This window comes from Bacillus thuringiensis, from assembly GCF_001455345.1.
GTDB classification, from domain to species: Bacteria; Bacillota; Bacilli; order Bacillales; family Bacillaceae_G; genus Bacillus_A; species Bacillus_A thuringiensis_N.
Genome location: NZ_CP013274.1, coordinates 2,022,839 through 2,042,970 on the forward strand (window position 1 = coordinate 2,022,839; position 20,132 = coordinate 2,042,970).

Here is a 20,132-nt window from a genome sequence, read left to right on the forward strand (position 1 = left end):
AAATTATTTGATAAAGTAACCCCAATAACTTATTACTACAAGTATTAAAGATAATACTGTATAAATAATAGATCCTATTAAAATAGGATCTACACGTAATTCAAATTTTTCTTCCTCTACTTTAATACCCAATCTAGCTTGAGTTTGAAGGCGAACACTGTTGCTAGAAAATCCACCTTTACTGCTAAAGTAATATGTAATAATAACAAAACATATTCCAGCGAAGAAAGTTAAATCAATAAAACTCCATTTTAAGATCTTAGATAGTTTATATACAATCTCAGCTTCAATTATTATAGTTACAAGTAATCCTAATCCTTTTTTCATGTAATCAATCCTTTTGTATTCTCTAATTATTTCGACATTTATCACTTATAATCATTTTATCATGTGATAAGAAGAAAAAACGAGGGATTTTTATTGTATATTGTGTTCATACTCAATTAACATAACGTCTCATGATTGGTAGCAAGCACACAAGGAGAAACCCTATCCTCAAAAGGAATCTGCCTTTTTCTTTTTATATAATTTTATGGAACTTTTTATGTATTTCTATCCTAGCTTAGGTTTTAGTGTTCTCGTTTGTTACTGCATTAGCAAAAAAACTGTATGAAATCTTGCCGGCTCTTAACGTGGCTTTTTCAAAAATACTGGTGATTTCCTAAGAGTGTGTGCTCCTCATCAGTTTAATCTTGTAGGAAATTTAATGATGTTACTCCGCAATTGCATAATGCGCTCTACATCATCTAGTGAAACAAGTTTCATTTTTTTATGAATTGGTGTGTTAGGTAAGTTGTTGTCATCCAGACATTCACAAAAATGCATTTCATTTTTAGCACCTAGCTGTATATTTGAAACAGTTTCAAATCGTTCAATAATAGTTGTGACTTACCAGAGAGTTCCAGCGGCTTATATGCGGAAAGAAGTGCCTCATAATGAGAGGTAACAAATTCTTCTTTACTATAGGGTATAAATGAATCATGGAAGCGGAGTAAAATTGACTTTAATGGTCCATTCCTTTTAAATATCCCCACAGATCTTGAAGTTTGTTTCATAACCGAAAGATTCTATATCTCCAATAATAAATAAGTTAAGAGCAACTTTTTCTTTTAGGTAAGCGAAGCGAATACTTGTTCATGATTTTTCATTGTTAATTTTCGTATCAGCAATGAATCAATACCTTTTTATTTTTCTGAATATTACAACTTAAGTTTTTTGAAATCAATATAAAATTTTATGTTTAGTTCACAAACTTTCGGAAAAACTAGGAAAGATATGACAAAGGAGGTTATGAACGGTGGAACATCCAATTCAAGGGTTAATGAAAGCAGCAATGGAAAATTTAAAAGAAATGGTCGATGTAAATACGATTGTTGGAGAGCCTGTTCAAACGGCTGACGGTGGCGTAGTGTTAACAGTTTCTAAAGTAGCGTTCGGTTTTGGAGCAGGAGGTTCTGATTTCCAAACGAATGATGGGCAAAGAGCGAACGGTAACCCTGCATTTGGTGGCGGTAGCGCGGGTGGTGTTTCTATTACACCAGTAGCATTTCTTGTGGTGAATAAAGATGGAGTAAATATTCTTCATTTACAAAATGCGACACATTTAGCGGAAAAAATGATTGAATTAGCTCCACAAACAATCGATAAAATTCAATCGATGTTCCAAAAAGATGAAAAGAAAGAGGGAAATCATCACCCTCAAAACCCAGATGAAATCCTTTAAAAACGCCTGCTCGCGAGCAGGTGTTTTTTCTTGTAATCACTATGTAATAAAACTCATGAAATTGTAAATAGTTTTTGAAGTTTTTTCTATGTTTCTAAAATTTTTCATGTTAAAATATGCTATAGAATTGAAACATATAAAACGAAGGTGGCTAGGTGCTTTGTCTGGAGGATCTGACCAAGTAAAGAATATGATATATATTAATGGTAATCGTCGAGGTCATTGTTTTATTACATCAGGAATTACGTTTAAAGAGTTTGCAAGTAACATCCCTTCACCGCTCCATCAAGTGTTGCTTTTGAAGCATAACTTTGAATGGACAGATTTTCATTATCATACTTTATTTGAATATGTTGAGGAAGAAAATATACATAAGTTAATTCAAGCAGAGATTGATGAATTTGATGAATTTTGTTGGGTAGATTTTGATGATGCAAGCGATTTAGATGAATTAGAGCCAAAAGAAATTGCAGAGCTTTTATATTTGGCTCACAAAAAAGAACCACTTGCAAGAACATTCTTTCCGTTATTGAAAAATAGATTTGTTTATTTTTCACATGATGATGGATGGTACAACAAAGTGTATTATCGTAGAATTGCTGACTTTGTAGGGATGTTAAGTAAAGTCATTCCTTATAAACTCGGTGCTTTCGGTAAGAAACGTTTTACTTTCTTCCAAAAATCAAAAATTTTCCCAGCGATTTCAAAAGAAGTGATTATGGGACTTATTCCACTAATGGAAGATGGTCTTTATATTGATCTAGCAGGGAAAATTGAGTCAAGAAGGGGTCTTGAAATTCCGGTATATGTAGTGGGTTCGTATGAAAGTACGGATGAAGTGCTAGATAATATCGATGAATTAAAAGAAGAAGCAACAGAGACAGGATGGCTCATTTTTGATAAGAAAGAGCAAGAGTGGCAATGGGTTGTGGACTAAGAAAACTTGGCGCATGCAGTCAAGTTTTCTTGTCTTTTGAAAGGAGTACAAATGAAGAAGTATTATACAATTGTGGGTATTATAAGTATTATTCTTGTGGCGATTTTACTTATAACTTGTCCGAAAGAATCAGATTTTAAATTGTATCTAGAAGATAAGTATGCATTGAAATGTGACGAGAGTAGTTTTGAATGCACACAAAATGTAGATGGTAAAAAAGAAAAACTAAAATTTGAAAGTACAGATGCACGAAACGGTGTATTCTTTATGACTGTAAAGCAAACATTTAAGACAGAAGCTGGTGTTACGAAAGAATATAGCGGAGTAGGAATGTTTGGTACATTTCTTTTTGTTTCAGAGAAGACTTTCTAGTAATAGAAGGTCTTTTTCTTATGCTTATGTTCATATAGATGAAGTAAGACAAGCATAGGAGGGGTAATAATGAAGACGGAATGTATTGTTTGCGGTGGTGAGGAGTTTTTCTCTTCTACATTATATGCACGTACAAAACAAGATTGGGCGTATGCACCAAATATGTATCGATTTGAAAAGGTGTTTATTGAGCATAGGGATGAAGAAAATTATCCAGTGTTTCAAGAAATTACAGCAAAACATTGTTGTGGATGCGGTCATATTATGTTGTATCACGAATGAACACACCAAGTATAACTTGGTGTGTTTTTTTTAAAACGCTGACAAAGCAAGCGGATAAAATAAAGTGAATAAAACAGAAAAACTACCAAAGCCAATTGCTGTATATCCAAGTGTTCTTGCTCCGAAATTGACAGCTAATAAGCCGACTAAAATCGCAAGAGAGCCGAGTGTAACCGGATAAAATGCAATTGAGAAAAGCGAAAGAAATAAAGCGACATAGCCTATCATTGCACCGGTATTTGTACCTTCTATTTCATTTGCAATTTCTTTACGCTTATGTCTAATTGGAATGCCAGCTGGTGATATTTCAGCTGCATACTCTTCGTTTTTTTCACCACTTTTAAAATGATGATTTCTCTTTCTTCGCATGTACATCCCTCTCTTTCAATTGGGTGTACCTATAGTATCTTTCATAAAGAGAAGAACATGAGTATGAGTTAAACCCAAGTAAAGCAAAAATTGGAGAATAAAGATTCCGTCGTTAGCATGTACATCTTCTTATGAAGATAAAACAGGAATTTTGGAAAATGATGTAGAATGAAATGAGTGATAAAACGTGAAGGTAGGGGAGTGCATGACAACATTTAATTGGCATGAGTCAGCAGAGAAAAAATGGGATAGTAGTGCAGAATTTTGGAATCAAAATAGTCAGGAGATGTGGGACAGCGGGAGTAGGAGTACAATTATTCCATTTTTTGAACAATATGTGAAGAAAGAAGCGCAAGTGCTAGATGTTGGTTGTGGTGATGGATACGGTACATATAAATTAAGTCGCACGGGATATAAAGCAGTTGGTGTAGATTTATCAGAAGTGATGATTCAAAAAGGGAAGGAGCGCGGAGAAGGACCAAATTTATCTTTTATAAAAGGGGATCTTTCTTCCTTACCATTTGAAAATGAACAATTTGAAGCAATTATGGCAATTAATTCTTTAGAATGGACCGAGGAGCCATTACGAGCATTAAATGAGATTAAGCGTGTTTTACAAAGAGATGGATATGCATGTATTGCAATTTTAGGACCAACAGCAAAGCCACGAGAGAACAGTTATCCTCGTTTATATGGCAAGGGCGTTGTTTGTAATACGATGATGCCTTGGGAATTTGAACAGTTAGCGAAAGAACAAGGTTTTGAAGTTGTAGATGGTATCGGGGTATATAAGCGCGGAGTAAATGAGAGGATGTTAGGTCAACTACCTACAGAATTACAACAATCGTTAACGTTCTTATGGGTATTTATGTTAAAAAACGTATAAAGAAATGAAAGAATTTTTAGGAGGTAAATAAGTGCAGAAAATACAAAAAACTGATACAATATCATCAGAACCAATTAAAGGGGGACTAGGGTATATGACAACTACTACAACAGTTAAATCCGATATTGAAATCGCACAAGAAGCGAGTATGAAGAAGATTCAAGAAATTGCAGCTGATTTAAATATTTTAGAAGATGAATTAGAGCCATACGGGCATTATAAAGGTAAGTTATCTCTTGATATTTTTAAGCGCTTACAAGATGAGAAAGACGGTAAAGTTGTTTTAGTAACAGCAATTAACCCAACTCCAGCTGGAGAAGGTAAATCAACAGTAACAGTTGGTTTAGGTCAAGCTTTTAATAGAATTGGTAAGAAAACAGTAATTGCACTTCGCGAACCATCTCTTGGACCAACGATGGGATTAAAAGGCGGTGCAGCAGGTGGTGGTTTTTCACAGGTTGTACCTATGGAAGACATTAACCTTCACTTTACTGGAGATATACATGCGATCACAACTGCCAATAACGCGTTAGCAGCGTTTATTGATAATCATATCCAACAAGGAAACGCACTTGGAATTGATACGCGTAAAATCGTTTGGAAACGCTGTGTTGACTTAAATGATCGTGCCCTACGTAACGTAGTAATTGGTCTTGGTGGACCAGTTCAAGGTGTACCACGTGAAGACGGTTTCGATATTACAGTAGCATCTGAAATTATGGCCGTATTCTGCCTTGCAACAGATATTCAAGACTTAAAAGCGCGTTTATCTCGCATCGTAGTTGCTTATAACTTTGCAAATCAACCAGTAACGGTTAAAGATTTAGGTGTAGAAGGTGCGTTAACATTATTATTAAAAGACGCATTAAAACCAAACTTAGTGCAAACGTTAGAAAATACACCAGCTATCATTCATGGCGGACCATTTGCGAATATCGCTCACGGTTGTAACAGTGTTATCGCTACAACAATGGCAGCAAAATTAGGTGATTATGTTATTACAGAAGCTGGATTTGGTGCTGATTTAGGTGCTGAGAAATTTTTAGATATTAAAGCTCGTGCAGCTGGCATTAAACCAGAAGCAGTTGTTATTGTTGCTACAATTCGTGCGCTTAAAATGCATGGCGGCGTAGCAAAAGATCAATTAAAAGAAGAAAATGTAGATGCATTAGCAAAAGGTATGGAAAACTTACAGAAGCATGTTGAAACAATTCAAAGCTTCGGTGTGCCTTTCGTAATTGCAATTAATAAATTCATTACAGATACAGATGCAGAAGTTGCTTACTTACAAGAGTGGTGCAATGAGCGTGGCTATGCAGTATCCTTAACAGAAGTTTGGGAGAAAGGTGGCCAAGGCGGAGTTGACCTTGCTGAGAAAGTGTTAAAAGAAATTGAAAAAGGTGAAAACAACTACGCACCACTTTATGAATTAGAATTACCATTAGAAGAAAAAATTCGTACAATTGCTCAAAAAGTGTACGGTGCAAAAGATATTGAATTTGCTCCGAAAGCACGTAAGCAATTAGCTCAATATGAAGGAGAGGGTTGGAGTAACCTACCAATTTGTATGGCGAAAACACAATACTCTCTTTCTGACGATGCAACAAAATTAGGTCGTCCATCTGACTTTATCGTTACAATTCGTGAGCTAAAACCATCTATTGGTGCAGGGTTTATCGTTGCGTTAACAGGAACAATGTTAACAATGCCAGGCCTTCCAAAACAGCCAGCAGCACTACAAATGGATGTAAATGAAGATGGAAAAGCAGTAGGTTTATTCTAAAAGGTTGTAATTCATCTCGTTTATCTGTAAACTATATATACATCAAGTGGCGCCTTTCCATCGAAAGGCGCCTGTTTTTTGGAGGAAATTATGTTTGATCCAACTGCTTTTGATAATTTAAAAGTAATCGTAGAAGGTGCTGTTTATGATTTTGATTTACATGGAGATATTCTTGTAACAGATCGAAAAGATATGATGGACCTTGCCTCATTAAGTCGTATATACCGTATTTCATTTCAATTAACAGAACCGTTCGAACCGGTAGTAAAAGCAACATTTTCACTATCTGTAGATGCAAAGAACTTGTCTGGTGAAATATTGGAAGTACCACAATTTACACCAGGTTGTGAAATGAAGTTAGCATTTTCATTCCCGATAGAAAAGCCAGAGGTAGTGTGCGGTGAAATTGAAACTTTCATGCATTCTATATGGGGAAAAGAAAGAATGATTACGCAAAAACTTTCATACGAATATAATAAGCAAGCGATTTCATATCATAATAAGGTAGAGGTTCTATTTCAAAAAGCGATTACAGAAGACCATGTTGATGATTTAATAGCTGTTATTTCACACATGATAGAAACGGTGCGAACAATACAACATTTTCTTCAAAAATAGAGATAAAGGAGAAAAACAAATGATAAAAGATATGCAACCATTTTTACAACAAGCTTGGGAGAAGGCTGGTTTTAAAGAATTAACTGAAATTCAAAAACAAGCGATTCCAACTATTTTAGAAGGACAAGACGTTATAGCTGAATCTCCAACTGGAACAGGAAAAACATTAGCGTACTTATTACCCCTTTTACATAAAATTAATCCTGAAGTAAAACAACCACAAGTTGTTGTTTTAGCGCCAACACGTGAGCTTGTCATGCAAATTCATGAAGAGGTTCAAAAGTTTACCGCAGGAACTGAAATTTCAGGTGCATCTTTAATTGGTGGTGCAGATATTAAGCGCCAAGTTGAAAAATTAAAGAAACACCCAAGAGTAATTGTCGGTTCACCAGGCCGTATTTTAGAATTAATTCGTATGAAAAAGCTAAAAATGCATGAAGTGAAAACAATTGTATTTGATGAGTTTGATCAAATTGTAAAACAAAAAATGATGGGTGCTGTGCAAGATGTAATTAAATCAACGATGCGCGATCGTCAATTAGTATTTTTCTCGGCGACAATGACAAAAGCTGCAGAAGACGCAGCACGTGATTTAGCAGTTGAACCACAATTAACACGTGTAACACGTGCAGAGTCAAAAAGCTTAGTTGAGCACACATATATCATTTGTGAGCGACGCGAAAAAAATGATTATGTAAGAAGAATTATGCATATGGGTGATGTAAAAGCAGTTGCTTTCTTAAATGACCCATTCCGTTTAGATGAAATTACGCAGAAATTGAAATTCCGTAAAATGAAAGCAGCAGCTCTTCATGCAGAGGCAAGTAAGCAAGAACGTGAAGCAACGATGCGTGCATTCCGCAGCGGGAAATTAGAAATTCTACTTGCTACTGATATTGCGGCACGTGGAATAGATATCGATGATTTAACACATGTAATTCATTTAGAGTTACCAGACACTGTAGACCAATATATTCACCGCTCAGGACGTACTGGACGTATGGGTAAAGAAGGAACAGTCGTTTCTCTTGTAACACAACAAGAAGAGCGTAAATTACTTCAATTTGCAAAAAAACTAGGTATCGTGTTTACAAAGCAAGAAATGTTCAACGGATCATTTGTAGAAACGAAACCGAAAGCACCAAAGAAAAAGAAACCAGCATTTACTGGGAAGAAAAAGCCTAGATAAATGATGAGGAAGGCGTAACTATTTGTAGTTACGTCTTTTTTGTTTGTAATTGAATGAAAAAGGAATAATAACAGTATCTGTAGAAAGCTACATAGAATATAAAAACCATTAGGGGGAAATGAAATGATCCATAAAGTCGGACAAATTATGTTATATGTAAATAATCAAGATGAGGCAGTAAATTTTTGGACGGAAAAGGTAGGGTTTCATGTAGTTGCAGAAGAAGATAACAAACAAGGAATGAGATGGATTGAACTTGCTCCAACTAACGGTGCTGAAACGAGCATTATATTACATAATAAAGAAGTTATTTCGAAAATGAGCCCAGAATTAAATCTTGGTACACCGTCCTTAATGTTCTTCTCAGAAAATCTGGATCAATTATATGCAGATTTAAAAAATAAAAATGTTACTGTTGGAGAAATGGTAACTATGCCTTCTGGTAAAGTGTTTAACTTTGCTGATAGTGAAGGGAATTATTTTGCGGTTATGGAGAAAAACCAATAATAATAATATTGCTATGTGAAAATCCCCCTCAATATATTGAGGGGGATTAAATCTTTGAAGTGGATTTTTCATGAGAGAGTTGTTTAATAAAAAATGTACCCTTTTGAATAGCAGTTTCAATATAACCGACAATTTGATTAAACGTAAACACCTGTAAGTCTTCATGCAAGTGTTGCTCGGGATACAGCATATCTTCAAAAAGATACTTTCGAAAAGCTAAAACGTTTTCTTTAGAAACCTCTTCAATATCTACAATGTGAGTCTCTTGATTGAGAAGAGAGAAGAGCTGTTGTTCTTTATCGTAATGATGAAGTAACTTTGCATTTAACAATTTAAAATCGTTATAGTACAGAGGCGCGATAGTTTCGTCGTTTTCTATTCTATTTTTTAGCCAAGGTAGAAAAAAGCCACTTAGCCAATTATCATCGGCAATGAGGTGGGTGTAATAGCCTAAGAGAAAAGGGGAATCCATTTGAGCTTTATATTTTTGAAAGAAAGAATTGAAATCTATCCTTCTCGTATAGTTTTTCGTTGTGCCAGCGTAAAAATGTGAAGTTCCTTTTTCTTCTGCTGAATGAACCGCATCAGGGGCTACACCTCCAAGTATGAAAGAAGTTTTATCTTGAATACATAGTTTTTCGGCAATACCGTTAGCGATAATAGCATGCATAATTCGTGATCCCATGAATGACACCTCGGTTTCAAGTATTCATTTCAGGAAGAGGACTGAACAGTTAGTATTACTTTCCCTGTACTTTTTCTACTTTCGACCCATTCATGTGCTTTCCCTGCATCTTGGAGTGGAAAAGATTTCGTAGCCTTGATTTGCAAACGTCCATCACGCAAATAACGGAATACTTCATTTGCAGTTTCTTGGAGTAGTTCAGGGCGTTGTTTTCGTGTAGTGCCAAAGCTAAAACCGAGTATAGAACGGCAACTGGCATGTAAATCTTTCGTTTGGAAATTTCCAATTTCACCGCTAGCATTACCGAAATGAACGAGACGACCGTAATAAGCAAGACAGTTTAAACTTCTTTCAGAAACAGTTCCAGAAATAGAGTCCAAAATTATATTAACCCCTTCTCCGTTTGTCAGCTCATTGGCTTTCTCTACAAAATCTTCATCTTGATGAAAAATAACATAATCAGCTCCAGCATCTAAAGCGATTTTTCTTTTTTCTTCACTTCCGACAGTACCGATTACTTTTCTAGCCCCTAATAGTTTTGCAAGTTGAATCGCTGTAGTGCCAATTCCGCCAGCAGCTGCATGAATGAGTACAGATTCACCTTGTTGAATCCTAGCAACATTTGCGAGTAAATTATAGCTTGTAAAAGATACGATAGGACAAGCGGCTGCAGTTTGAAAGTTGACCTCATCAGGTAAAGCAAAAGTAAGATTTTCATTTGCAACAACATATTCAGCGTAAGATCCATTTTGAGGAAAAGCGATGACACGCTGTCCAGGATAAATATTTTTCACATGAGAACCGACACGTTCTACCATACCAGCAGCATCTATCCCTGGAATAAAAGGTAGTGCTTTATTTCCTTTTTTGCCATAACGTGATTTAATATCGGCGAAATTAACACTTGTAGCAACAACACGAATTAAAACTTGATCTTCTGAAATAGCCGGAATATCTACATCTGTATATTTCATCACTTCAGGACCACCGAACGACGTTACAACGATAGCTTTCATCATATATCCTCCTAAATTTGACTATATAAATCATTTTAAGTCTTCATTAGAAATTGGAAAATTATATAATAGTTATGCAAGGTTATAAGTGAAGCTTATGAACTCATTGAATCATTATATTAATTTATATAAAAAAACTTTTTAAAAAAATCGAACGAAATATAAATTACTTGCCAATATATTGTGTAAGACAAAGGAGGGCTGGTATATGAAGAGTGAAATAGATTACGTGCATTTCATTCAATTAACTTTATCAGGCAATAAAGAAGCGTATAGCGAATTGTATGATAAAACGATTCAAGAAGTATATAAAACAGCACATTTTTTAATAGATGATAAAACGGATGTAGATGATGTCGTTCAAGAAATATACATACAGCTATATGAATCGCTTCGTAAATATGATACCGAGAAACCATTTCGTCCTTGGCTAATTGGGCTTGCGATTAAACAAATTCATTCTTATAGAAGAAAGAGGTGGATGCGTCTACGAATTATAAAAAAAGCGGAAGAGCAAAGAAAACCAGTACAAATTGATATTTCTAACGATGTTGTAAGTAAAGTATCCAACCAAAAACTAATCGAACTCATTCATAAATTACCGTATAAATTAAAACAAGTTATTATCTTAAGATACTTACACGATTATTCACAAGAAGAAGTAGCACAAATATTACATATTCCAATTGGTACTGTGAAATCTAGAATTCACGCAGCATTAATAAAACTACGTCAAAAAGAGCAAGTAGAAGAAATCTTTTTAGGAGAGGTAGGGAATGTGAAATGAGTTTAGATTGCAGAATTAAAGAATCTATACAAGAGGAAGCAAATGGGATTGTTGCCCCGCCCGAGTTAAAAGAAAAAGTAATCGTTCAAATAAAAATGAAGAGCGGGGGAAGTAAAAGGAAGAAGCGCCTTATCGCAGGAGTGCTTGCAGCGGCTTTTTTAATCCCGACGACTGGTTTTGCGTATCAATCTATTATGGCTGATGGTATATACGGGTCTTTCGAGAATTTAAAAAAACATGCCGGAGCAATGACATTAGAAGCGTATATGCGTTTTAATGCAAAATTATCAGAAGCGAAAGATGAAATGGGTGCGAAGGAATATGAAGAGTTTACAAAAGAACTAAAAAAATTAACAAATGCAAAGCTGGTATATGGAGATTCAAACGGTAATATTGATTATGATCAATTATCACCAGCAAAAAGAGAAGAGATGAAGAAGGTAAGTATGAGGCTTCAACCATACTTTGATAAATTAAATGGTCATAAATCTAGTAAAGAAGTATTAACACTAGAAGAGTTTGATCACTATATGGAAGCTTTAATGACACATGAAATCGTACGAGTGAAGACAAAATCAACTGGTGGGATGAAAGTAGAAGAAGTACCTGAGGCATACAAAGAAAGATTTATTAATGCGGAGCAGTTTATGGAGTATGTAGCTGAAAAGGTGAGATAAGTAAAAAAAGCTCATAGCTTTAGCTATGAGCTTGCTGTATTGAAAGGGAAAACATATTAACCACCTATTCCTTTTGCTAGCAATAGGAAGTATACAACTACTAATATTAAGCCATTTAATGCCGTACCAACTATTCCGAATAACCAATTCTTTGATGCGATTGCAAAAAGAATACCGAGTAATGAAAGTATTGCTAGAATCGTAATAATTAAAGTTAGATTTGCATTAGGTCCTCTTAGAATAAAGAAAGAACATATACTTGCGAGAAACATTAGACACGAGAATCCAAAAAATCTATACATAGTAATTCTCCCTTGATTGAAATGTAATTTGACTTAGTATGTGATTTTCTTTAGTTTAACATATATTTCCTTTCCTCATGTATAGCGACTTTTACAAGTAATATTGCATTTAAAAATAAACCGCCGGAACCAATGACATTTAAGTATTGGTCATCAATTATATTTTTTCATATTTGCAGTATCTTTTTGTATAAAACAATCTAAAAGGGAATAGCCAGCTATTAAACTTATTATCGTAACAAAAGTTGTATTTATAAGAATAATATTAGCTAAATAAGGTAGGTATGAACCAATTGGTGAAAAGAGTAGAGCTGGAGAAAAGGAAATGAATAGCGTAGGCACAGTAATCATAATAAATTTATCCGGTTGAAAGCGCCAGTTTTGTTTACTTGTTTCGCGATTAATGGATTGAAGGAATCGTAATAAAATGCCAACTATAAGAGGGAAGAGTGTAAAGTAGAATAATCTTGGATAAACGTTAAAATTCACCTGCGCATCTGTATCTAAATAAAATTGAATTTTTACTCCGACAAATAATAATAAGACGATAAATAATGTAAAGCAGAGGTATAGCATCACTTTTTGCATTGCAACCCACCATCCTTTACTTAAAATATATTCACAAAAAGAAGAGATATACAATAACTACTGTTGTATATCTCTTCTTTTACTGTTAGTTAATAGTGGAGTTTGCTTTTACTTGCTTCGTGAAATAATCAATAATGCCCATCGCGCTAATTTCTATATCTAGATGTAAAATGTTATAAACGGAATGATCTGATGGAACGTTTAACATTGTAAGATGAGAAGAGATTTTTTCCATTAACACAGTTTGTAATGCTTTAGTAGCCTCGTCGAAATCATTATACTGTTCAAAGACCTCTTTACCAGTATGAACGAAAATAGGTAGCCAATGTTCAAGCTGGTTATATACTGCTGTAACATTGGATGATGCACCGTAATGACCGAAATAAATAGTATCTACATTCATACTTTGAATGTGATTTTTAGAAGCAATCATCGCATCTGGCTGGAATTGTGAAGGGGATGTTGATGGTAAATATAGTTCTACACCAAGGTCGGCAAGTTCTCTATAATAAATTCCAATTGTATCGCCAGTAAAAATGCCGTTTGTTAATGAATCGTGAATGCTAATATGGTGCTTAGCATGCCCAGGTGTATCGTAAAATGTAAGTGTACGGTTTTCTGCAATTTTTAATGTATCACCGTGTTGTACAATATGAACGCGTTCTTCTTCTATAGGAAGAATTGGATCGAAAAGTTTATCGAAATCTTCTTTGTACACAGCTTTTGCACCTAAAATGAGTTTTGTTGGATCAATCATATGACGAGCACCGCGAGAATGTACATATAAAGTAGCGTTTGGACACTTTTCCATCATTAGTCCAGCTGCGCCAGCGTGATCTAAATGAACATGTGTAACGATAATGTTTTTAACATCATTTAAATCAATATGTAATTGTTGTAAGCCGTCTAAAATATACGGAAGAGAAGGGGCTGCACAAGTTTCAATTAAAGTAATATTGTCACCTAATAAAACGTACGTACCTGTTCGTTCATTATGTTGTAGATCGAAATCATCAATAAGATATAGGTGAGAAGATAATTGCTCTATTTTTTTCATCTTTACCACTCCTTATATACGGTATGTAACTATTATATGCTAAAAATACAAAAGGCAGAAAACGAAATCTCGTCTTCTGCCTTTTGTAATACTATTATTTCGTTTGCTGTTTATTAATAGACATAACGAACAATCCAACAATGCCGCCAACTAATGGAAGCATAATCTCTCCTGCTAAATTAAAGTAGGAGCTTAAGAATAAACCATTTACATCGATTACCCAGCCAATAACATACAATAACATCATATATAGTACGAAATAAAACTCGCGATTTGAAATCGTTTCATGTTGTGCAGTTTTCATAATGAACACCATCCTTTTCTATAATAATAGAATATAAACTGTCACATTTTGTTCACAATTCAATTGTAAATCTTTCCATCATAAAAGTCTAGTATATTGTGTCGAATTTTTGAATAATAATGAAGCGCTTTCATTTATAGAGAGAAATACGTAATAAGAGCTGTATATTCACGAATGTAGTATAGTATAAGCATAGAATGATAGTGAAGAGAGGGGCAAGGATAATGACAGTTTATGATTTTTCAGCTAAAACGATAACAGGAGAAGATAAAGCGTTAAAAGATTACGAAGGAAAAGCACTTCTTATTGTAAATGTAGCTAGTAAATGCGGGTTTACACCGCAATATAAAGGATTACAAGAAGTATATGATAAATATAAAGACCGAGGACTTGAAATACTAGGTTTCCCTTGTAACCAATTTGGAGGACAAGAACCAGGTACAGAAGCAGATATTACTAGTTTTTGTGAGCTAAACTATGGTGTGAATTTCCCGATGTTTGCAAAGATTGATGTGAAAGGTGATAAGGCACATCCGCTTTATACATACATGACAGAACAAGCACCAGGTTTACTCGGTATGAAAGCAGTGAAATGGAACTTTACTAAGTTTCTAATCGGAAAAGACGGGAAAGTAGTAGGGCGTTTTGCGCCGCAAACGAAGCCGGTGGATTTAGAGGTTGAGATTGAGAAGGTACTTGGGAAATAACTAGAAGTTTCAATTTATTAAAAAAGCCTCAAAAAACAATGTTGTTCTTTGAGGCTTTTTCTTTTAACTCACATTATCAAGATTAAATCGCTGAATGGAAGTCATTTGATTTAGGGGGAGAGGCTGCTTTTTTCATAAGAATTTCCCATAAGTGTACGGATTTCTTCCATTCTGCTGCGGCCTGTCCCTTTTGATACATAGCGTTCTCATAACTGAAAGTAAACTGTTGCATATCATTCGAGTTGTAAAGTGTGTCGATGTGGAGAGCATATTCTCGGAATGTTTGACTTTCACTTCGTCGTATACCGACTCGAGTAAATTGTTTTAAAAGTGCACCGTAAGCTTTGCTATAAACAGCATCATCTTTTCGGTATTTATAGAAAAGAATGATAAAAAATGTAATCCATTTCATTCTAGTAGCGAAGAGAGTGTATCCTATAATACTAATTAGTATCGAAGAGAGGAATACGTACCACCAAGAAAATCCATTTTTAGCATTTGTAATCTTTTTAGTAGGAGCTTCTTCTGTATCTTCTATTAAACTTTTGAGCTTTGCTTCATTGTTTCTTTGGTGCATTTGCGCGTTTTGAGAATTAGTTTCTTCGCTATTTTGTATAGTAGGAGCAGGAGTATTATTTGTGAAATTATAGGGATTCGTAAATCCTTTTGTTGGTTCGAATGGAATCCATCCGTATCCAGGGAAGTATACTTCGACCCAAGAGTGTGCGTTATCGTTCGCGATTTTATAAACATCCTCACCTTCTGCAGAGGCAAGTGTATTATCAAGAGTTCCTTCCGTATAACCTTTTACCCAGCGAGCAGGAATCCCGGCAGAACGAAGTAACACAATCATAGATGTCGAGAAATTATTACAGTAGCCGCTTTTTGTATCAAAAAGAAATTGATCTACATAATCTTGGTTTTTGGCAGGGAACAACACATTCGTTGTTTCATATACGAAAGAATGGTCGGTAAAGTAGTTTTCAATAGCTAATACTTTCTCATATCGGTTGTCTTTATCATTTGTTAGATTAGCAGCTAAGTCTTTTACTCGCTGCGGTAATGATTCGGGAAGTTGCGTGTACTTTGTCATGAAGTAAGGATTTGTTTCTTGGCCTTCATTCATGTTTACAGCTTTCAATTTTTCTATGGAAAACTCGGGGACCTCATACGTTACTTTATATGAATGTAAAGTAGTGGAGGAGTCTCCGTCCATCGTATAGATTTTTTCAGAAAATGGATCAACGCTGTATGATGCATCTGAAGAAGCCTCAACTGATATTAACCCTGCTGGATAGGTAAGGTGAGGATAACTTTTTTGCATGTTGATTGTTGCCCCTGTTGTCTCCGTTTTTGTATTTTGTTCGTACCAGCTCAAGACGTCGTTTTTATTTTTAAAAGAAATCTTTTTTTGATTTTCAGAAACCTCCCATCCTTTTCCGGTATAAAAATCTTTCGTTTCGACCCTCCAATATTGTTTGTTTTGCGTTTGTGCTGTGAAAACAATTGTAGGATCAGCCTTAAAAGGACCACCTAATCTCGAGTCATCTAAGCCATACCCAATTTTAGAAACTTCTTGCTGTTTACTTGCTTCGGATGTGTTGAATTTTAAAAAATCCATTGGGTTGGGCCATTGGGGACCAAATTTTGGAGCGAAGTATGCGATTGTTGCTGACAATACAATAAACACTGTAAGAGGTCTAAGTAATTTTGAGATTTCTCTAGCATAATTTTGTAAGTGTTCCATCTCTTTTATTCGTTCTATGCGAAGAAGACTAAGCATAAAAAAGCCGATGACAACAGTACGAATAATAGCGAAGTTTGCATCATATAAATGTAAGTTATGAAAAACGGTGATATAAATAATAGTCAATATAAGAAATAACAACCCACGTTTTTTATGAATCATCCAAAAAGAAATGAAAGCACTCAAAAACCAAAATGATAAAAAAAATAAAAGTGTTGGAAAAACTGGAGAGATATCTAGTAAATTTCCCTGAAATAACAAGGAGGAATTTCGAGAAATATCAGTGAAAAATTTCGTTAGCCAAGATGGATTTATAAAAGCATTTTTATAATATAGGAGATGGATGATGAATAAAATCGTGACGACCTTTATTGGCATCTGCCACTTTGTTTGAAAAAAAGAGAGAGTGAAGCAAATCCCTATAAATATTACAAAAATATCTAATCTACCTACGTTTGTAATACCTATAAGGGGCCTTAGCCATTCTAGTAAAAGTAGAAATGCGCATGCATGAATGAAAAATCTGTTCATATCACATTGTTTTTTTGTCTGTAATGTTATCATTTGTTCACCTCAAAAAATACGTTTGTATAGCGGTTTTCATAAACCGTTTTTACAAATATTTTTCGTTTTTGTAGAGTTTCTAGAATACTGAGTTCTCGATGTGAGAGTTGATTTTCTTTTTCTTTTACGACAAACACCATTAATTTTCTATTTTTAATAGCAGCAAAATCAGCTGCCTTTTGGATATCTGGAGAAAGATCGCTTGTCACGAGTATAATCGTGACGGGCTCATAAATTTTTCTTAATTCCATTTCTACACTCCGGGAGAGCGGGAATACACTATCTGCTTGTACTTTCGCTAAATGACAAAAGATTTGATGTAACTGACTATCTCCATTGTCTAAAGGGAAAAAAGTTCGTTCTTTTCCGACAGATACGAATGACGCCGGTGAATTTTGCTTCAAGACAGATCTGATAATAGAGGCAGTAAATGTGACGACTGATTCGAATAAAGGGGATGGGGTTCTGTCCATGAATATCATAATATTATGGCTGCGCTGCTGTTCAAACTCTTTCGTCATAATGTTGTTTGTTCGTGCTGTTGCTTTCCAATCAATCCATGAAAAGCGGTCACCAGGTTTATAGTCTCTCACACCGACAGAAATGGTAGAGTCTTTTACTACATTTATATTTGCTGAAAGTGCTCCTTGTTCGAAATGATTTTCCATTTGTCTATACGTTATATCTACATACTGAGGATAGACTAAAAATGTATCTGGAACTGAGAAAGTTATTTCTTTCTCCATCATACCGAATAGATCGCCAGTTTTGACACGTACGCTTGAAAAAGAGTGCTCTCCTCTAGGGATTGTGTCAATTGCATATTGAAACGAAATATTTCGTTTCAATCCTGGAAAGAGTATTACTTTATTCATCTTCGTTTGTTTACAATTTGTAAATTGTGATGGCAACACATCTTCTATAATTAAATAAAGTAAGGGAAAAGGAAAACTTCTTTTTATTGTAATCGTACTTAAAAATGGTTCTCCTGCTACATATTCGTCTTGATTTGTTATTCGTTTTACTTCGGCGTTCTGTAAAGCATAGAAGGGAAGTAGTAGTGAATAAAGGCCAATAGGGATCATACTGTAAAACAAAAACCAACTTACAAATCCTCCTTGAAGCATAGCGTATACAAATGTTAAGACTAAACATAACGAAATGAGTGATAACTTAGTAAAATGATAGATTGATCGTAGTATTCGTTTCATCAAAGGTTCATCTTCCTTTGAGTAGGTACGGTAGTTCGTGCAACGATTTTTGTGATAACTTGTTCTCCTGTAATTCCTTCAAATTTTGCCTCCATTTTTAGAATGAGTCTGTGAGCCAATACGTAAGGAGCTAAAAATTTAACATCGTCTGGAATAACATAATTTCTGCCATGGATGAATGCATAAGCTTGTGAAGCTTTCATTAAAGCAATCGAGCCACGTGGACTTGCACCTAGTTGTATAGAACTATAAGAACGAGTCTGGCTAACAAGCTTTACAATGTAATGTTTGATTGCCTTGTCCATGCTTACTTCCCGTACGCTTTGTTGTAAATAAAGTAATTCTTCTATTGTTGTAATAGCTTGTAAATGGGAGAGGGGATTTGTTTTTTCCATCCTGTTTAAAATTTCAAATTCTTCTTCTTGTGTAGGATATCCCATTTTTAGTTTCAATAAGAAACGATCGAGCTGTGCTTCTGGTAAAGGATATGTTCCCTCATATTCGACTGGATTCTGTGTAGCCATTACAAAGAACGGTTTTGGTAACGGTCTTGTCCTGCCATCTATTGTAATATTGCCTTCTTCCATACTTTCAAGTAAGGCAGACTGTGTTTTTGGAGATGTACGATTAATTTCATCAGCCAGTATAAAATTCCCCATAATTGGTCCAGGCTTGAACTCAAATTGGAGCTCTTTCGGATTATAAATAGAAACACCTGTTACATCTGAGGGCAGTAAATCAGGTGTGAATTGAATGCGCTTGTAATCAGCATCAATAGATTTAGAAAGAGCACGTACTAACATTGTTTTCCCAACGCCAGGAACATCTTCCAATAGTACATGACCTTCAGCTAAGAGAGCTGTCAAAGCTAAGATCGTTTCTTTTCGTTTTCCGACCATTAACTTTTCAATATTATTAATTATTTTTTCTATAATAGGATGTAATGAATCAAGCTGGTGCATCGTAATCCTCCTAATGTTATTATCGTTTTCTAATCTATTTAGTGAAAAATAGAATGTATTCTTCTATTTGCGAGTAGTAAAGCTCTTATCTTAAATTCTGAGAATATTCAGATTATTTATTGTGATTACATCTAGTATAATTGTTTCCGTAACTAAGGGCAATATGGTAAATAATGATTTGTAGTTTTATATAATTTCTCATCTTTTCTTTATGTCATTTTTGAAATAATATCAAAACTCTTTTTAATAGATTTATAAAGCAAAACGCAGGAATTTCTCCTACGTTTTTTCTTTTGCAAAATAGTCGGAATCTCAAAATACCATTCTCCTAATAATCACGATTGACCATAACACTTCACAATGGAAAAAAGATTTTCTCACAAACTTATTTTCTACTGAATTTTTGACAATCTCTTGAACTGTGCGAAATGTTGGCTTGTACACGATTAAACAAAGTTATTTGAATCATAATAAAATGACTACTGTAAAAGAAGTGGATGCTGTCATGCAAGCTGATATGAACTATTGGGGCATGCAATCAAACTCTGTTCAAGCAGTGGAAGAAAAATCCTCATATTTTTTAGGACCAGATTCTTTAGTAAGGCTAATAGATATTGTGAAATAGTACATTTAAACTAAAGAATACAGTTTAGTTCGATAAGAGAAAATTATGAATTTGTATAAATAATCCATGATTTTCTTTATGAGTTATATTTGATATGTTAAAGAAAAGAGAAGGGAGGGAAATAAAATAAGAATTTTTGATGCGCATTTTCATATTATTGATTTTTTAGTTTTCTTATTATTGAGAACTAAGTGTGTTTTCCGATGAATTAAATGTGGTCCATATTTAGTAAAG

24 protein-coding genes and 1 pseudogene are annotated in these 20,132 nt (G+C 34.6%); 13 read left to right on the forward strand and 12 right to left on the reverse strand.

What is annotated here, in order from left to right:
• Positions 1-3: 3 nt before the first annotated feature.
• Complete coding sequence (locus ATN06_RS10650) at positions 4-327, reverse strand: hypothetical protein (RefSeq protein ID WP_060630604.1); 324 nt, start codon at positions 325-327, stop codon at positions 4-6.
• Between the two features lie 366 nt (positions 328-693).
• Positions 694-1,166: pseudogene (locus tag ATN06_RS29395) on the reverse strand (GNAT family N-acetyltransferase); the annotation flags it as partial.
• 131 nt (positions 1,167-1,297) lie between these two features.
• On the opposite strand from ATN06_RS29395, the gene ytfJ reads away from it, so the two are divergent.
• The 4 genes from ytfJ to ATN06_RS10675 all read left to right on the forward strand — a co-directional run bounded on the left by ytfJ (position 1,298) and on the right by ATN06_RS10675 (position 3,314).
• Complete coding sequence (gene ytfJ, locus ATN06_RS10660; RefSeq protein ID WP_060630605.1) at positions 1,298-1,723, forward strand: GerW family sporulation protein; 426 nt, start codon at positions 1,298-1,300, stop codon at positions 1,721-1,723.
• 160 nt (positions 1,724-1,883) lie between these two features.
• Positions 1,884-2,660 (forward strand): hypothetical protein, encoded by a 777-nt coding sequence (locus tag ATN06_RS10665; protein WP_060630606.1) that lies wholly within the window; start codon positions 1,884-1,886, stop codon positions 2,658-2,660.
• A gap of 51 nt (positions 2,661-2,711) precedes the next feature.
• On the forward strand, positions 2,712-3,032 hold the full coding sequence (locus ATN06_RS10670; RefSeq protein WP_060630607.1) for a hypothetical protein: 321 nt from the start codon (positions 2,712-2,714) through the stop codon (positions 3,030-3,032).
• A gap of 69 nt (positions 3,033-3,101) precedes the next feature.
• Complete coding sequence (locus tag ATN06_RS10675; RefSeq protein ID WP_060630608.1) at positions 3,102-3,314, forward strand: hypothetical protein; 213 nt, start codon at positions 3,102-3,104, stop codon at positions 3,312-3,314.
• A 30-nt stretch (positions 3,315-3,344) separates the two neighbouring features.
• On the opposite strand, the gene ATN06_RS10680 is transcribed toward ATN06_RS10675, so the two are convergent.
• Complete coding sequence (locus tag ATN06_RS10680; RefSeq protein WP_001253198.1) at positions 3,345-3,683, reverse strand: hypothetical protein; 339 nt, start codon at positions 3,681-3,683, stop codon at positions 3,345-3,347.
• A gap of 205 nt (positions 3,684-3,888) precedes the next feature.
• Between ATN06_RS10680 and ATN06_RS10685 the strand changes: the two genes are divergently transcribed.
• From ATN06_RS10685 to ATN06_RS10705, 5 genes are all read left to right on the forward strand, one after another.
• Complete coding sequence (locus ATN06_RS10685) at positions 3,889-4,569, forward strand: class I SAM-dependent methyltransferase (RefSeq protein WP_060630609.1); 681 nt, start codon at positions 3,889-3,891, stop codon at positions 4,567-4,569.
• 94 nt (positions 4,570-4,663) lie between these two features.
• Positions 4,664-6,352 carry a formate--tetrahydrofolate ligase gene (locus tag ATN06_RS10690; protein ID WP_060633124.1) on the forward strand — a complete coding sequence of 563 codons (1,689 nt, stop codon included), beginning with the start codon at positions 4,664-4,666 and terminating at the stop codon, positions 6,350-6,352.
• Positions 6,353-6,442: 90 nt separating this feature from the next.
• Positions 6,443-6,970, forward strand: coding sequence for a hypothetical protein (locus tag ATN06_RS10695; RefSeq protein WP_060630610.1), 528 nt, complete (start codon positions 6,443-6,445; stop codon positions 6,968-6,970).
• A 19-nt stretch (positions 6,971-6,989) separates the two neighbouring features.
• Positions 6,990-8,159 (forward strand): DEAD/DEAH box helicase, encoded by a 1,170-nt coding sequence (locus ATN06_RS10700; RefSeq protein WP_060630611.1) that lies wholly within the window; start codon positions 6,990-6,992, stop codon positions 8,157-8,159.
• Positions 8,160-8,282: 123 nt separating this feature from the next.
• Positions 8,283-8,666, forward strand: a complete 384-nt coding sequence (locus ATN06_RS10705; protein WP_060630612.1) for a VOC family protein — start codon at positions 8,283-8,285, stop codon at positions 8,664-8,666.
• Positions 8,667-8,712: 46 nt separating this feature from the next.
• On the opposite strand, the gene ATN06_RS10710 is transcribed toward ATN06_RS10705, so the two are convergent.
• Positions 8,713-9,351 (reverse strand): zinc dependent phospholipase C family protein, encoded by a 639-nt coding sequence (locus tag ATN06_RS10710; protein ID WP_060630613.1) that lies wholly within the window; start codon positions 9,349-9,351, stop codon positions 8,713-8,715.
• Positions 9,352-9,380: 29 nt separating this feature from the next.
• Complete coding sequence (locus tag ATN06_RS10715) at positions 9,381-10,367, reverse strand: quinone oxidoreductase family protein (RefSeq protein ID WP_060630614.1); 987 nt, start codon at positions 10,365-10,367, stop codon at positions 9,381-9,383.
• A 208-nt stretch (positions 10,368-10,575) separates the two neighbouring features.
• Between ATN06_RS10715 and ATN06_RS10720 the strand changes: the two genes are divergently transcribed.
• Together ATN06_RS10720 and ATN06_RS10725 are read left to right on the forward strand one after the other, a co-directional pair.
• Positions 10,576-11,154 carry a sigma-70 family RNA polymerase sigma factor gene (locus tag ATN06_RS10720; protein ID WP_060630615.1) on the forward strand — a complete coding sequence of 193 codons (579 nt, stop codon included), beginning with the start codon at positions 10,576-10,578 and terminating at the stop codon, positions 11,152-11,154.
• Positions 11,151-11,831, forward strand: a complete 681-nt coding sequence (locus ATN06_RS10725; protein WP_060630616.1) for a DUF3600 domain-containing protein — start codon at positions 11,151-11,153, stop codon at positions 11,829-11,831. Before ATN06_RS10720 ends, ATN06_RS10725 begins: the two co-directional genes overlap by 4 nt.
• 56 nt (positions 11,832-11,887) lie before the next feature.
• Here ATN06_RS10725 and ATN06_RS10730 read toward each other — a convergent pair whose 3' ends face one another.
• From ATN06_RS10730 to ATN06_RS10745, 4 genes are all read right to left on the reverse strand, one after another.
• On the reverse strand, positions 11,888-12,133 hold the full coding sequence (locus ATN06_RS10730; RefSeq protein ID WP_060630617.1) for a hypothetical protein: 246 nt from the start codon (positions 12,131-12,133) through the stop codon (positions 11,888-11,890).
• A gap of 153 nt (positions 12,134-12,286) precedes the next feature.
• Positions 12,287-12,721: a hypothetical protein gene (locus ATN06_RS10735; protein ID WP_060630618.1), complete on the reverse strand. Its 435-nt coding sequence runs from the start codon at positions 12,719-12,721 to the stop codon at positions 12,287-12,289.
• 85 nt (positions 12,722-12,806) lie between these two features.
• Entirely contained in the window at positions 12,807-13,778 is a 972-nt protein-coding gene (locus ATN06_RS10740; RefSeq protein WP_060630619.1) for an MBL fold metallo-hydrolase, read from the reverse strand.
• A 94-nt stretch (positions 13,779-13,872) separates the two neighbouring features.
• Entirely contained in the window at positions 13,873-14,082 is a 210-nt protein-coding gene (locus ATN06_RS10745) for a DUF3925 family protein (protein WP_060630620.1), read from the reverse strand.
• Positions 14,083-14,306: 224 nt separating this feature from the next.
• On the opposite strand from ATN06_RS10745, the gene bsaA reads away from it, so the two are divergent.
• Positions 14,307-14,789, forward strand: coding sequence for a glutathione peroxidase (gene bsaA, locus ATN06_RS10750; protein WP_060630621.1), 483 nt, complete (start codon positions 14,307-14,309; stop codon positions 14,787-14,789).
• Between the two features lie 82 nt (positions 14,790-14,871).
• On the opposite strand, the gene ATN06_RS10755 is transcribed toward bsaA, so the two are convergent.
• From ATN06_RS10755 to ATN06_RS10765, 3 genes are read right to left on the reverse strand one after another with little or no spacing between them, the layout of a single operon-like run.
• Complete coding sequence (locus ATN06_RS10755; protein WP_060630622.1) at positions 14,872-17,100, reverse strand: transglutaminase TgpA family protein; 2,229 nt, start codon at positions 17,098-17,100, stop codon at positions 14,872-14,874.
• A complete protein-coding gene (locus tag ATN06_RS10760; RefSeq protein WP_060630623.1) occupies positions 17,097-18,311 on the reverse strand; it encodes a DUF58 domain-containing protein in 1,215 nt (404 codons plus the stop codon). Before ATN06_RS10760 ends, ATN06_RS10755 begins: the two co-directional genes overlap by 4 nt.
• The gene (locus ATN06_RS10765; RefSeq protein WP_060630624.1) at positions 18,311-19,273 is read right to left on the reverse strand and encodes an AAA family ATPase; all 963 of its coding nucleotides are present in this window, start codon (positions 19,271-19,273) and stop codon (positions 18,311-18,313) included. The genes ATN06_RS10760 and ATN06_RS10765 overlap by 1 nt, the downstream gene beginning before the upstream one ends.
• A 436-nt stretch (positions 19,274-19,709) precedes the next feature.
• On the opposite strand from ATN06_RS10765, the gene ATN06_RS28260 reads away from it, so the two are divergent.
• The gene (locus ATN06_RS28260; RefSeq protein ID WP_335338643.1) at positions 19,710-19,898 is read left to right on the forward strand and encodes a hypothetical protein; all 189 of its coding nucleotides are present in this window, start codon (positions 19,710-19,712) and stop codon (positions 19,896-19,898) included.
• Positions 19,899-20,132 lie beyond the last annotated feature (234 nt).

Coding starts and splice junctions, on each gene's coding strand:
- ATN06_RS10725 (WP_060630616.1), top strand. CDS start 11,151: ATGAGTTTAGATTGCAGAATTAAAGAATCTATACAAGAGGAAGCAAAT.
- ATN06_RS10695 (WP_060630610.1), top strand. CDS start 6,443: ATGTTTGATCCAACTGCTTTTGATAATTTAAAAGTAATCGTAGAAGGT.
- ATN06_RS10700 (WP_060630611.1), top strand. CDS start 6,990: ATGATAAAAGATATGCAACCATTTTTACAACAAGCTTGGGAGAAGGCT.
- ATN06_RS10685 (WP_060630609.1), top strand. CDS start 3,889: ATGACAACATTTAATTGGCATGAGTCAGCAGAGAAAAAATGGGATAGT.
- ATN06_RS10755 (WP_060630622.1), bottom strand. CDS start 17,100: ATGATAACATTACAGACAAAAAAACAATGTGATATGAACAGATTTTTC.
- ATN06_RS10650 (WP_060630604.1), bottom strand. CDS start 327: ATGAAAAAAGGATTAGGATTACTTGTAACTATAATAATTGAAGCTGAG.
- ATN06_RS10670 (WP_060630607.1), top strand. CDS start 2,712: ATGAAGAAGTATTATACAATTGTGGGTATTATAAGTATTATTCTTGTG.
- ATN06_RS10730 (WP_060630617.1), bottom strand. CDS start 12,133: ATGTATAGATTTTTTGGATTCTCGTGTCTAATGTTTCTCGCAAGTATA.
- ATN06_RS10690 (WP_060633124.1), top strand. CDS start 4,664: ATGACAACTACTACAACAGTTAAATCCGATATTGAAATCGCACAAGAA.
- ATN06_RS10715 (WP_060630614.1), bottom strand. CDS start 10,367: ATGAAAGCTATCGTTGTAACGTCGTTCGGTGGTCCTGAAGTGATGAAA.
- ATN06_RS10765 (WP_060630624.1), bottom strand. CDS start 19,273: ATGCACCAGCTTGATTCATTACATCCTATTATAGAAAAAATAATTAAT.
- ATN06_RS10720 (WP_060630615.1), top strand. CDS start 10,576: ATGAAGAGTGAAATAGATTACGTGCATTTCATTCAATTAACTTTATCA.
- ATN06_RS10745 (WP_060630620.1), bottom strand. CDS start 14,082: ATGAAAACTGCACAACATGAAACGATTTCAAATCGCGAGTTTTATTTC.
- bsaA (WP_060630621.1), top strand. CDS start 14,307: ATGACAGTTTATGATTTTTCAGCTAAAACGATAACAGGAGAAGATAAA.
- ATN06_RS10760 (WP_060630623.1), bottom strand. CDS start 18,311: ATGAAACGAATACTACGATCAATCTATCATTTTACTAAGTTATCACTC.
- ATN06_RS10675 (WP_060630608.1), top strand. CDS start 3,102: ATGAAGACGGAATGTATTGTTTGCGGTGGTGAGGAGTTTTTCTCTTCT.
- ATN06_RS10740 (WP_060630619.1), bottom strand. CDS start 13,778: ATGAAAAAAATAGAGCAATTATCTTCTCACCTATATCTTATTGATGAT.
- ATN06_RS10710 (WP_060630613.1), bottom strand. CDS start 9,351: ATGGGATCACGAATTATGCATGCTATTATCGCTAACGGTATTGCCGAA.
- ATN06_RS10680 (WP_001253198.1), bottom strand. CDS start 3,683: ATGCGAAGAAAGAGAAATCATCATTTTAAAAGTGGTGAAAAAAACGAA.
- ATN06_RS10705 (WP_060630612.1), top strand. CDS start 8,283: ATGATCCATAAAGTCGGACAAATTATGTTATATGTAAATAATCAAGAT.
- ATN06_RS10735 (WP_060630618.1), bottom strand. CDS start 12,721: ATGCAAAAAGTGATGCTATACCTCTGCTTTACATTATTTATCGTCTTA.